The 12,739-nt window shown below is 62.4% G+C and carries 11 protein-coding genes; 8 read left to right on the top strand and 3 right to left on the bottom strand.

The genetic code is table 11. The annotated features are described in order from the left end of the window. Nucleotides 1-260 precede the first annotated feature (260 nt). Nucleotides 261-1,046 carry an SDR family NAD(P)-dependent oxidoreductase gene (locus ACIPHN_RS02050; protein ID WP_400432006.1) on the bottom strand — a complete coding sequence of 262 codons (786 nt, stop codon included), beginning with the start codon at nucleotides 1,044-1,046 and terminating at the stop codon, nucleotides 261-263. Between the two features lie 137 nt (nucleotides 1,047-1,183). Between ACIPHN_RS02050 and ACIPHN_RS02045 the strand changes: the two genes are divergently transcribed. Further along, nucleotides 1,184-2,107 carry a LysR family transcriptional regulator gene (locus ACIPHN_RS02045; protein WP_400432003.1) on the top strand — a complete coding sequence of 308 codons (924 nt, stop codon included), beginning with the start codon at nucleotides 1,184-1,186 and terminating at the stop codon, nucleotides 2,105-2,107. 27 nt (nucleotides 2,108-2,134) lie between these two features. Here ACIPHN_RS02045 and ACIPHN_RS02040 read toward each other — a convergent pair whose 3' ends face one another. Both ACIPHN_RS02040 and ACIPHN_RS02035 read right to left on the bottom strand, forming a co-directional pair. After that, nucleotides 2,135-3,025 carry a PhzF family phenazine biosynthesis protein gene (locus ACIPHN_RS02040; RefSeq protein ID WP_400433155.1) on the bottom strand — a complete coding sequence of 297 codons (891 nt, stop codon included), beginning with the start codon at nucleotides 3,023-3,025 and terminating at the stop codon, nucleotides 2,135-2,137. 69 nt (nucleotides 3,026-3,094) lie between these two features. Further along, complete coding sequence (locus tag ACIPHN_RS02035) at nucleotides 3,095-4,015, bottom strand: GGDEF domain-containing protein (protein WP_400433152.1); 921 nt, start codon at nucleotides 4,013-4,015, stop codon at nucleotides 3,095-3,097. A gap of 545 nt (nucleotides 4,016-4,560) precedes the next feature. Here ACIPHN_RS02035 and ACIPHN_RS02030 point away from each other — a divergent pair. From ACIPHN_RS02030 to ACIPHN_RS02000, 7 genes are all read left to right on the top strand, one after another. After that, nucleotides 4,561-8,100, top strand: coding sequence for an indolepyruvate ferredoxin oxidoreductase family protein (locus tag ACIPHN_RS02030; protein ID WP_400432000.1), 3,540 nt, complete (start codon nucleotides 4,561-4,563; stop codon nucleotides 8,098-8,100). Between the two features lie 130 nt (nucleotides 8,101-8,230). Then, the gene (locus ACIPHN_RS02025) at nucleotides 8,231-9,391 is read left to right on the top strand and encodes an acyl-CoA dehydrogenase family protein (protein WP_400431997.1); all 1,161 of its coding nucleotides are present in this window, start codon (nucleotides 8,231-8,233) and stop codon (nucleotides 9,389-9,391) included. 24 nt (nucleotides 9,392-9,415) lie between these two features. Then, nucleotides 9,416-10,198, top strand: a complete 783-nt coding sequence (locus tag ACIPHN_RS02020; RefSeq protein WP_400431994.1) for an enoyl-CoA hydratase — start codon at nucleotides 9,416-9,418, stop codon at nucleotides 10,196-10,198. A gap of 136 nt (nucleotides 10,199-10,334) precedes the next feature. Further along, complete coding sequence (locus tag ACIPHN_RS02015; RefSeq protein WP_400431991.1) at nucleotides 10,335-10,748, top strand: GNAT family N-acetyltransferase; 414 nt, start codon at nucleotides 10,335-10,337, stop codon at nucleotides 10,746-10,748. Between the two features lie 158 nt (nucleotides 10,749-10,906). After that, entirely contained in the window at nucleotides 10,907-11,395 is a 489-nt protein-coding gene (locus tag ACIPHN_RS02010) for an adenylate kinase (RefSeq protein WP_400431988.1), read from the top strand. Between the two features lie 130 nt (nucleotides 11,396-11,525). Then, entirely contained in the window at nucleotides 11,526-12,059 is a 534-nt protein-coding gene (locus tag ACIPHN_RS02005) for a hypothetical protein (RefSeq protein WP_400431986.1), read from the top strand. Nucleotides 12,060-12,233: 174 nt separating this feature from the next. After that, nucleotides 12,234-12,719: a GNAT family N-acetyltransferase gene (locus tag ACIPHN_RS02000; protein ID WP_400431983.1), complete on the top strand. Its 486-nt coding sequence runs from the start codon at nucleotides 12,234-12,236 to the stop codon at nucleotides 12,717-12,719. Nucleotides 12,720-12,739 lie beyond the last annotated feature (20 nt).

Below are 12,739 nucleotides of genomic sequence, written 5' to 3'. Positions count from 1 at the left end.
GCAGCGCTGGAAAGCGGCTGCGGCATTGGCCGAATGGCAGATCAACGTCGGGGGATGTTACCCGAGCACATTCCAATGCGCAACACAATGCACTGTCCTTTTCAATTGCAACAAGGGGCGAGGTACTTGTGGACGGTTTGTCGACAATCGGGGCGTGGTAAAGCGACAAAATGGAGTGGGAAGCACAAGGACGACGCAAGCCTGCACCGGCTTAGGCGCAGGCTTGCTTCGCTGGCCTTGCGGCCAGCATGGCAGGGGGCTCAGATGAACATGCCACCCGAGACTTCGACACGCTGGGCATTGATCCAGCCATTCTCCGGACGCAGCAGGGAGGCGATGGCAGCCCCGATGTCATCGGGCAGGCCGGCGCGTCCCAGCGCAGTCTGGCTGGCCACGAAGGCGTTGAGTTGGGCGTTGTCACGCACGCGTCCGCCGCCGAAGTCGGTTTCGATGGCGCCTGGCGCCACGGTATTGACCGAGATGCCACGCGCGCCGAATTCCTTGGCCATGTAGCGCGTCATCACTTCCACGCCACCCTTCATGGCGGCGTAGGCGGCATAGCCGGGCAGGGAGAAGCGTGCCAGGCCGCTGGAGATGTTGATGATGCGACCGCCCTCGGCCAGCAGCGGCAGCAGGGCCTGGGTCAGGAAGAACATGCCCTTGAGATGCACGTTGAAGAGCTCATCGAAGACCGCCTCGGTGGTTTCGGCGATGGCGGCGTGCATGCCCATGCCACCATTGTTGACCAGGTAGCTGAAGTGCTCGCTGTGCCATTGCTCCTGCAGGGCGCTGCGCACCGCCTGGGCGAAGGCGGGGAAGCTGGCGCTGTTGGCCAGGTCCAGCTGCAGGGCCACGGCCTTGGTGCCCAGGGCTTGCAGCTCGGCCACGGTGGCTTCGGCGGCGGCGCGGTTGCCGACGTAGGTGAGGATGATGCCCACGCCATCGCGGGCCAGATGCAGGGCGGTGTTCTTGCCCAGGCCGCGGCTGCCGCCGGTGATCAGGGCGATACGGAGGGTACGGGGGGAGGTGCTGGTGCTGTGGTTCATGTCGGGCTCCGTGAAGAATGAGGCATTGGGTGGTGTTTTGCTTGACAACGGAGCCCAGTATATTGAGAAGATTTTTCTTAATAAATTTCTGGTTTGATATTAGACTTTTCAAGAATAAATAATAATCGAGGCCGGACATGAACCAGTTGGACACCCTCAAGATCTTCCAGCGCGTGGCTGAACTGGCCAGTTTCAGTGGTGCGGCCCGCCAGCTGGGCCTGCCCAATGCCAGTGTCTCGCTGGCCATCCAGCAACTGGAGCAGATGCTGGGCACGCGCCTGCTCCAGCGCACCACGCGGCGCGTGCAGCTGACCGCCGATGGCGAGGCCTTCTACCGGCGCAGCAAGGAGTTGCTGGATGATTTCGAGTCGCTGCGGGCCATGTTCCATGCGGGCGGGCAGGCCCTGAGTGGGCGCCTGCGGGTGGACATGTCCAGCGCCATGGCGCGCGAAGTGGTCTTGCCGGCCCTGCCGGATTTCCTGGAGCGGCATCCGCAACTGGAAGTGGAACTGTCGGCCAGCGACCGCCGCGTCGATCTGGTGGCCGAGGGCTTCGATTGCGTGCTGCGCACGGGGACGCTGGATGATTCTTCGCTGGTGGCTCGCCCCATCGGCCACCTGGTGCAGATCAACTGTGCCAGCCCGGCCTACCTCAAGCGTTACGGCACGCCGCGCACCCTGGACGACCTGGCGCATCACAAGCTGGTGCACTACCGTCAGGTACTGGGCGGGCGTTCGCCCGGATGGGAATGGTCAGACGGCAAGCAGACGCACCTGCTGCCCATGGCCGGCAGCGTCACCGTCAACAGCACCGAGACCTACTACGCCGCCTGCCAGGCCGGTCTGGGCCTGATCCAGCTGCCGCTGGTCGGGGCGCGCAAGCGCAAGCTGCTCGATGGTGGGCGGGTGGTGGAAGTGCTGCCGCAATACCGCCCGGCACCGATGCCCATCAATATCCTCTATGCCAGCCGCCGCCATGTGCCGGCGCGGCTGGCCGGCTTCATGGACTGGCTGCACGACCTGATCTTCCCGCTGACGCAGGAAGGTGGCATGCAGGCCTGATGCACCAGGGAGCCAGGGGGAAGCTTGTCAGGCCAGCAGCGTACGGCCGACCGGATCGATGGTGACGCTGCCACGGCCGATCTCGATGACGCGTCCACCGACCTGGATGGCCCGCTCGGCCGATACCGCCAGGTGTAGGCGTGAAGGACGGTCGACCGCAGCACCCTGATCGATCGCAAAACTGGCCGGCAGTGCATGACCGGTCGCCAACAGCCAGCCGCCCAGGTTGGCGCAAGCCGAACCGGTACCCGGATCCTCGGCCACGCCGCCGCCCTGCTTGGTGAAGAAGTAGCGTGCCAGCACCTGGCCCGGTGCTTGGTCATCGAAGGCGAAGACATAGGCCGTCTTGCGTCCCAGGCTGCTGGCCGGCCAGCGGTCCAGGCTGCCGCTGTCGGGCTGGGCGCGGCGCACCGCATCCGGGGTCTTCAGCGGAATCAGGAACTGGTCGGCGCCGGTATCGACCCAGATCGGATCGGCAGCCAGGTCATCAGCCTGCAAGCCCACCAGGGCAGCGGCCTCGGCGCGCGAGAGTGGCGATGGTGCCGTTCTGACACCGCCCGGACAAGGCGCGGTAAAGGTCCAGACATCGCCCTGGGCAGTCACCGGCACTACGCCAGCCTTGAACTCCAGGGTGAGCGCATCGCCCAGGCCCAGCAGCTCACGCACGGCATGCGCGCTACCCAGCGTGGGATGGCCGGCGAAGGGCATCTCGTAGCCGGTGGTGAAGATGCGCACGCGCGCATCGGCCACCGTCGAGGGCAGGATGAAGGTGGTCTCGGAGAGATTGAATTGCAGCGCCAGCGCCTGCATGGTGGCGTCGTCCAGGCCACGGGCGTCGTCGAACACGCACAGGGGATTGCCGCCGAAGGTCGATTCGGCAAACACGTTGAGCAGGCGGTAGGCGTAGGTAGCAGGCATCATGGTCTCGCGGCAGGGTGTCAGGGCAAACGATTCTATCGGTCACCCCTGCCGCGAGACAGGTACAGTTCACTCGTCGACGGCGATACAGTTGCGGCCCAGTTGCTTGGCCTTGTAGAGACGACGGTCGGCCTGCTCCAGGAAGCTCATGCGCTGGTCCATGGGCGAGGGCGTGATGGTGTGTACGCCCAGGCTGATGGTGATGGTGTCGGCGACCTGGGACTTCTCGTGCGGCAGGGCGGCGTCGACGACCAGCTTGCGGCAGCGCTGCGCCACCTGCAGGGCGGTCTTGTCGTCGCACTCGGGCAGGATCAGCACGAATTCCTCGCCGCCGTAGCGGGCGAAGAAATCCTTGGGGCGGCTGGCCGCCTCGCTGAGCACGGCGGCGACCTGCTTGAGGCAGGCGTCACCGGCAATGTGGCCGTAGTGGTCGTTGTACTGCTTGAAGAAATCGATGTCGAGCATGATCAGCGACAGCGACGACTGGGTGCGCACGGCATTGGCCCATTCCACTTCCAGGGCCGAGTCGAACATGCGGCGATTGGCGACATTGGTGAGGCCATCGCGATAGGACAGGGCTTCCAGCTCCTTCTGCAATTCGATCAGGCGCGCCTCGGTCTTCTTGCGCTCGGTGATGTCGAACATGAAGCCGATCAGGGAGTTGGGGCTGCCATCGTCGTTGCGCACCACATGTACCACGTCGCGGATCCAGATGTGCTCGCCATCGCGGGTGAGGGCGCGGTAGTCGGCTTCGTGGTCGGCACCGGCCTTGGACTGGGCGATGCAGAAATTGACCACCGCCTCGCGATCCTCGGCGTGGATGCGCATGGCCCAATCCTCGGCACTCTTCCAGCTCTCCGGCGTCCAGCCCAGCAAGTGCTCGATCTGCGGACCGATATAGGCGAACTGCATGGTGCTCCAGTCGATCTTCCAGGGAATGGCCTTGGTGGACTCGAGCAGGGTCTTGTAGACCGCGCTGTCGGGTTCCATCAGTTCTTGGATGGTATTGGTCATGGCGTGTAGGGGGGGGGCAGTCTGTTTGTATGGGTTTCCGTGCGGCAAGCAGGCGGGCTGGGCGTTTCCGCCTTTTTTCGACGCGCGCGCAAGCATAACCCGCCGCCGTTCGTTGCGCAGAAAAAATATGCCCGCCGGCATTGTTGTCGTGATGCATGTGGCGCGCGGGCGACGGGGCTATCGTTTTTCCTTATACCCCTATCCTCATTCGGTATTTCCGTCTCCAGGCGCCGGGCGGATAGACTTCAGTCACAGCAGTTTTCGTGACGGAGATTGTTGTGTTGACCGCTACCACGGTCGAAGTGTCTGGCAGTGATGCACCGTACCCGGCGCAGTAATGACAGACGCTATCTGAATCAAAATTTTGGAGACAAGCAATGGAAATCCGTTCGGCAGCTGAGCCTGCCGCAGCGTTGACGCCTACCGTAGAAGGCGGCCACGACTGCGCACAGGCTGCGACCCAAGTGAGCGCTCACAGGCCGCTTCCCCCCGGGGAATCCGGCACCCCCGCGACAGACGGCGTGCACACCGTCGTTGCCACCCCGACAGGGGATGTCCCGCTGGCTCCGGTCAGCCTGGACGACAAATACACCGCCACCTCAGGGGCGATCTACCTCTCCGGCATCCAGGCCCTGGTACGCCTGCCGATGCTGCAGCAATTGCGCGACCGCCAGGCCGGGCTGCATACCGCCGGTTTCATTTCAGGCTATCGTGGCTCGCCGCTGGGCGGGCTGGATGAAGCCCTGTGGCATGCCCAGCCGCACCTGGCCGCGCATGGCGTGAAGTTCCAGCCGGGCGTGAACGAGGACATGGCCGCCACCGCCGTCTGGGGCAGCCAGCAGGTCAAGCTGATCGGCCCCTCCGAATACGATGGCGTCTATGCCATGTGGTATGGCAAAGGCCCCGGCGTGGACCGCTGCGGCGACGTGCTGAAGCACATGAACCATGCCGGCACCTCGGCCCACGGCGGCGTGTTGCTGGTGGCTGGCGACGACCATGGCGCCTATTCCTCGACGCTGCCACACCAGTCCGACCACATCTTCTCGGCATCGATGATCCCGATGCTCTATCCCTGCAACGTGCAGGAATACCTGGACCTGGGCCTGCATGGCTGGGCCATGTCGCGCTATTCCGGTTGCGTAGTGGGCTTCAAGGCGCTGGCCGATACGGTCGAATCGAGCGCCTCGGTGGATGCCGATCCCTTCCGTGTCGATATCCGGCTGCCGACCGATTTCGTCATGCCCGAGGGCGGCCTCAATGCGCGGCTCTCCACCGACACGCTGGGCGTACAGGCGCGCAAGCAGGAAGCGCTGATGCAGGATTACAAGATCTATGCCGCGCTGGCCTATGCCCGCGCCAACAAGCTCAACCGCGTCATGATCGACAGCCCCAAGGCGCGCCTGGGCATCATTGCCTCGGGCAAGTCCTATCTGGATGTGCTGGAAGCGCTCTCCGAACTGGGTATCGACGAAGCCTTCGCAGCCGAACTGGGACTACGCCTGTTCAAGGTCTCCATGCCCTGGCCGCTGGAACCCGATGGCGTGCGCGAATTCGCCCAGGGGCTCGACGAGATCCTGGTGGTGGAAGAAAAACGCCAGATGGTCGAATACCAGTTGAAGGAACAACTCTACAACTGGCGCGATGACGTACGTCCGCGCGTGATCGGCAAGTTCGACGAGAAGGGCGAGTGGGTGGCGCCGCGTGGTGAATGGCTGCTGACCTCCAAGGCTGATTTCTCGGTGGCGCAGATTGCCCGCGTGATCGCCGCGCGTATCGCGCGTTTCCATACCAGCGACCTGATCAAGGCGCGCCTGGCCTTCCTGGATGCCAAGGATGCGGTGCTCTCCAAGGCGGTCAATACGCCGCCGCGTCCGGCCTATTATTGCTCGGGCTGTCCGCACAATACCTCGACGCGCGTGCCCGAGGGCAGCTTCGCGCTGGCCGGTATCGGCTGCCACGTCATGGCCACGGCCATCTATCCCGAATTCAACAAGCTGACCACCCACATGGGTGGCGAGGGCGCGCCCTGGATCGGCCAGGCGCCGTTCTCGCAGGTGCCGCACGTGTTCGCCAACCTGGGCGACGGCACCTATTTCCATTCCGGCTATCTGGCCATCCGCGCGGCAGTGGCGGCACGGGTCAACATGACCTACAAGATCCTCTACAACGATGCGGTGGCCATGACCGGTGGCCAGCCCGTCGATGGCACGGTGTCGGTACCGATGATCGCCCAGCAGATGGCGGCCGAAGGCGTGCAGCGTATCGCCCTGGTGTCCGAGGACATCAGCCGCTACAGCGACCGTTCCGCGCTGCCGGCGGCGGTGACGCTGCACGACCGCAAGGAGATGGATGCGGTCCAGCGCGAGCTGCGCGAGTTGCCCGGCGTGACCGTCATCATCTATGACCAGACCTGCGCCGCCGAGAAGCGCCGCCGCCGCAAGAAGGGCGAGTTCCCCGACCCCAACCAGCGTCTCTTCATCAACTCCGCCGTCTGCGAAGGCTGCGGTGACTGTGGCGTGCAATCCAACTGCACCTCTTTGCTGCCGCTGGAAACCGAGTTCGGTCGCAAGCGCGTCATCGATCAATCCTCGTGCAACAAGGACTATTCCTGCGTCAAGGGCTTCTGCCCCAGCTTCGTGACGGTGACTGGTGGCAAGCTCAAGAAGTCGCGTACCGGCGTGGCGAAGAAGGATGCGATCGATGATTTCGGCGCGCTGCCGCAACCGGTGCTGCCGTCCTGCGAGACGCCGTTCAACATCCTCATCAACGGCATCGGTGGCACTGGCGTCATCACCATCGGCGCCCTCATGGGCATGGCCGCGCACCTGGAAGGCAAGGGCGCCTCGGTGCTGGACATGACCGGCATGTCGCAGAAGAACGGTTCGGTGACCTCGCACGTGCGCATCGCCGCCCGTCGTGGCGGCATCCGCGCCCAGCGTATCGCCACCGGTGAGGCTGACCTGGTACTGGGCTGCGACATGCTCACCGCCGGTGCCTTCGACGCCATCTCCAAGATGCGCCCGGGCCGCACCCGCGCCGTGGTCAACCTGCACCAGCAGCCGCCCGGCCAGTTCGCCAAGAACCCGGACTGGCAATTCCCCTTCGAGGAGGTCAAGGCCCTGATCGTCGAGTCGGTCGGTCAGCAGGCCGACTTCATCGATGCCACGCGCCTGGCCACGGCGCTCATGGGCGACTCCATCGCGACCAACCTGTTCATGCTGGGCTACGCCTGGCAGCGTGGCGAATTGCCGCTGACCGAGGCAGCGCTCCTGCGCGCCATCGAGCTCAACGGCGTGGCCGTGGACGCCAACAAGACCGCCTTCCGCTGGGGACGCCGCGCCGCCGTCGATCTGCTGAAGGTGGAACGCATTGCCGTGCCGGCGCAGCCGGTGGTCGTGCACCTGCCACAGTCGCTGGATCAACTGGTCAAGCGCCGCGTGGCCTTCCTCACCGACTACCAGGATGCCCGCTATGCCGGCCAGTTTGCCGAGGTGGTGGAGGCCGTGCGCGCCGTGGAAGCGCCATTGGGCAGCGAGAAGCTGTCCATGGCGGTGGCACGCAACCTCTCCAGGCTGATGGCTTACAAGGATGAATACGAGGTGGCGCGCCTCTATACCAATGGCCAGTTCCAGAAGGAGCTGGCGCAGCAGTTCGAGGGTGACTTCAGCCTCAGCTTCAACCTGGCACCGCCGATCTTCTCCCGCAAGGATGGCCAGGGCCACCTGGTCAAGGCCCGCTATGGCAGCTGGATGATGAGCGCTTTCAAGCTGCTGGCGCGCATGAAGGGCTTGCGCGGCGGCGCCCTGGACCTGTTCGGTCGCACCGAGGAGCGACGCATGGAGCGTGCTTTGGTGGTCGAGTATCGGCAGCTGGTACTGGGCCTGCTGCCGCGACTGACAGCGGCGAACCTGGCGGCGGCCATCGAACTGGCGCAGTTGCCGGAACAGGTGCGCGGCTACGGTCACGTCAAGCTGCAGGCGGTACAAGCCATGCGCGAGCGTCAGGCCAGGCTGCTGGCGGATTTTGACCAGGCTGGCAAGGCCGCGCTGGTGGCAGCCTGACCGGCACTGACGATCCTGTCAATGTCGCGCCGGTGACAACTGCCCGGCGCGATTTCCATTAAGCTACAGGCCACTGGCGGGATGCCCTGAGCCCGCATGGCAGAACAAAGACAACGAACAGGAGACAAGCATGGATTTCGAACTCAACGAAGACCAGGTGGCCTTCCAGCAAAGCGCGCGCGACTTTGCCGTCGGCGAGATGGCGCCCTTCGCGGCCAAGTGGGACGAGGAGGCGCATTTTCCGCTGGATGTGATCGCCAAGGCGGGCGAACTCGGCTTCTGCGGCCTCTATACGCCTGAAGCCGAAGGCGGGCTGGGGCTCTCGCGCCTGGACGCCACCGTGGTCTTCGAGGAACTGGCACGCGCCTGTCCCTCCACGGCGGCCTACATCACCATCCACAACATGGTCAGCTGGATGGTTGCTACCTGGGGCCAGTCGTCGCTGAAGGCCGACTGGTGCGAACAGCTGGCCAGCGGCCGCAAGATCGGCTCCTATTGCCTCACCGAGCCGGGTGCCGGTTCCGATGCGGCATCGCTCAAGACCACGGCGCGCCTGGTCGATGGCCACTACGTGATCAACGGTTCCAAGGCCTTCATCTCGGGCGCGGGCAGCACCGATATCCTGGTGGTGATGGCGCGTACCGGTGGCGAGGGCGCGCGTGGCGTGTCGGCCATCGCGGTACCGGGCAATGCCGCTGGTGTGAGCTACGGCAAGAAGGAAAGCAAGATGGGCTGGAACAGCCAGCCCACCCGCACCATCAGCTTCGACAACGTCAGGGTGCCGGCCGACCATCGCCTGGGCGAGGAAGGGCAGGGCTTCGTCTTTGCCATGAAGGGCCTGGATGGCGGGCGCATCAATATCGCCACCTGTTCGGTCGGTGCGGCACAGGCGGCGCTGGATGCCGCGCATGCCTACATGAAGGAGCGCAAGCAGTTCGGACGACCGATTGCCGACTTCCAGGCGCTGCAATTCAAGCTGGCCGACATGCAGACCGAACTGGTCGCGGCCCGCCAGATGGTGCGCCTGGCCGCCACCCGGCTTGATGCCGGCGCGCCGGACGCGACCACGTATTGCGCCATGGCCAAGCGGCTGGCGACCGACCTGGGTTTCCGCATCTGCAACGAAGCACTGCAATTGCATGGCGGCTATGGCTATATCCGCGAATACCCGCTGGAACGCTATTTCCGCGACGTGCGCGTACACCAGATCCTGGAAGGTACCAACGAGATCATGCGCGTCATCATCGCGCGCAGCCTGCTGGGCCGCGACAACCTGGACGACATCCGCTGATCATTCTTGAACCGAAGGGAAAGCATGGCTACCTATACCAACCTCAAGCTGGAAAAACACGGACACACCGCACTGCTGACGCTGGCCAACCCGCCGGCCAATACCTGGACGCGTGAAGCGCTGGTGGACCTGACGCGCCTGGTCAAGGACCTCAACGCCGACCGCGACATCTACACGCTGGTGGTCACCGGCGAGGGCGAGAAATTTTTCTCGGCCGGCGCCGACCTGAAACTGTTTGCCGATGGCGACAAGGCCCGTGCGCGTGACATGGCACGCCGCTTTGGCGAAGCCTTCGAGGCGCTCTCGGGATTCCGTGGTGTTTCCATCGCCGCCATCAATGGCTATGCCATGGGCGGCGGCCTGGAATGCGCCCTGGCCTGCGACATCCGCATCGCCGAGGAACAGGCACAGATGGCCTTGCCGGAAGCCGCCGTGGGCCTCTTGCCCTGCGCCGGTGGTACGCAGAACCTGCCCTGGCTGGTCGGCGAAGGCTGGGCCAAGCGCATGATCCTGTGCGGCGAGCGCGTCAATGCCGAGACCGCCTTGCGCATCGGCCTGGTGGAAGAAGTCGTCCCCAAGGGCCAGGCGCGTGAACGTGCGCTGGCGCTGGCCCTGCAGGCGGAAAAACAGAGCCCCTCGTCGGTGGCGGCCAGCAAGCAACTGATCCAGGGCGCACGCCACAATCCGCTGGGGACCATCCTGCAGACCGAGCGCGAGCTGTTCGTGGACCTGTTCGATACCGAAGACCAGAAGGAGGGCGTCAATGCCTTCCTCGACAAGCGCAGTCCGGTCTGGAAGAATGCTTGAGCCTTCTTGCCGCACCAGCGATGTGAAAAACGCCGGTCTCCTGAGACCGGTTTTTTTTGCCTTCTGGAAAGGCTGTCCGATGTGCGGGGCCACTTTGTGTTAACGTAAGCCCCTTCGACGCTTACCGAGCCAGCGCATGTCCATCGTCTATCGCACTGATCTTCGCCTCACGGTGGAGCAATTCATTGATGTTCTCTCCCGCACCTCGCTGGGGCCGCGTCGTCCGCTGGATGACCGCGACTGCATGCAGGCCATGGTCGAGCATGGCAACCTGATCGCCACCGCCTGGGATGGTGAACTGCTCATCGGCGTGGCCCGTTGCGTGACCGATTTCGTCTATGCCTGCTACATGTCGGAGCTGGCCGTGGATGAGCAGTACCAGCGCCGAGGCATCGGCAAGGAACTGATCCGCGCCGCCCGCAGCCGTCTCGGTCCGCGCTGTCGCCTGCGCCTGCTGGCCGCGCCCGATGCGGCCGATTACTACGGCCATATCGGCTTCACACACAGTCCGCGCTGCTGGGAACTGACGCCCGGCAATGAACTGAAATAAGCCAGCATGCGTATTTCGGTGAAGGTGGTCAGTCGATTCGGTAGCGTGGATATATCCAGTTCGGCGAACTGGGCATCGAGCAATCTGAAATGACCGCCACTGGCCAGAAGCACGTATCTATGCAGTCCAGACCAATAGCTACATCAAGAGGCAGGCGCATGGATTTTCTCCGTACCTTGATCATTGGAAACTCGGGCGCCGGAAAAAGCTGGTTGGCTGATCGACTAGCCGAGAAATACGGTAGTCCTCACATTGACCTTGATTCACTTCATTGGTTGGGCACAGGGTACAACGAAGCCCGAGAGAGAAGCGAAGCGATAGCCTTGGTCAAGTCAGCGGCGTCGCAAGATCAGTGGGTCATCGAAGGCATTTATGGCTGGCTTGTCAGCGAGATTGCGGCGAATGCCACAGCGTTGATATGGCTATGTCCTGACGAAGGGGAATGTATGAAAAACATTCAACAAAGAGGCCGGCGTGGCAATGCAAGCGAACAGTCATTCTCCGACTTGTTCGACTGGGCTAAAACCTACAGGCTGCGCACTGGATCGAGCTCCTTCAACGTGCACCAACGAATTTTCGAAGAATTTGCCGGGACTAGATATCTGTTTAGAGAGCGAATAGAGATAAGCAGATTTTTGGACCGGTAAAGAGGCCACGAGCGCTTCCAGCCACAAGCGCGTCTTCTCACTAAAATATAAAAGAGGATGCTGGATGAAATTAGCGTGGTCTTTGTATTGGCGATCGATTGTCTTGCAAGCCAACGATGGAAATAAACTCATGAAATCATCATTCGAAAAGGCCGATTTCGTTTTGCGACTGCTGACATTCGTCGCGATTGTAATAGGAGGAGGGTGGACTGCTTACCAATATAAGCAAACAGGATCTGCGGATTGGGCCATCAATATGCGTCTTGAGACTGAAATTCTTCCATATCGTGATGATCTACGCTTATTGGTCGTACATGTCAGGTCAAAGAACCCTAGAAACTACGTGTTCGAACTAAACCGCGATTCGAAGGATTCATTTGAACTTCGTTTCCACAAAATATCTAGCGATCTCAAGGCTAATGTCATCCTGGATGAAGAGAACGGCCAACTCATCGGAAAGGCAGATCTGATGCAAGGAACTGGTGGGGGATATGCCTTTCTTCCAAATGCGGAAATGGATGACATGCGTTATATCGTACTCCCGATAAATACAGTCGTTGAAATAACCGCCGAAATGCAAATTCATAACGGTGACGCCGACGAGCAGGGAAAGCCAGATGTAGATTTTATTTCTGCTTCTACGATTGCTCGCGTTAACCCTTAATATCACCGTCTGCTAACGGCAAAAAACGGACTTCTGACGCTTCGCTCTGTCCAGGCAGCCTTCGCGCTGCCCAGCCCATTCCGGTTTGAGTATCCAACTCAAACTAAACCGAGTGCCCGCGAGCCTCCGAAATATGTACCACCACCGCATTTTTAATATTGTCGACTGTTTGTCATGATCCAGATCCAAGCCTATTCACCCGAGCACGCCGCTGGCGTCGTCGACGTCATCCTCCCCATCCAGCAACAGGAGTTCGAGATCCCCATCACCCTGGAAGGCCAGCCCGACCTGAAGGACATTCCCGGTTTCTACCAGAAGGGACGGGGCAATTTCTGGGTGGCGCTGGACCAGGGGCGGGTGGTGGGGACGATTTCCCTGCTGGATATCGGCAACGACCAGGTGGCGCTGCGCAAGATGTTCGTAGCTGCCAGCCATCGCGGACGCGAGCACGGCACTGCGGCGCGCCTGCTGGAAGGAGCCATTGCCTGGGCGCGTGAACAGGGCGTGCGCCAGGTCTTCCTGGGGACGACGGCCAAGTTCCTGGCCGCGCATCGCTTCTATGAAAAAAATGGTTTCCGGCTCATCGAGAAGACCGAACTGCCGTCGGCCTTTCCGGTGATGGTGGTCGATACCCGCTTCTATGCGCTTGACTGCGCCTGATTGACCCGACCCCGGCGTGC

Source organism: Herbaspirillum sp. NPDC087042, from assembly GCF_044745245.1.
Classification (GTDB): Bacteria; Pseudomonadota; Gammaproteobacteria; order Burkholderiales; family Burkholderiaceae_D; genus Herbaspirillum.
Note: the sequence above shows the minus strand (reverse complement) of the source record. Positions and strands in the feature narration are given on the sequence as shown.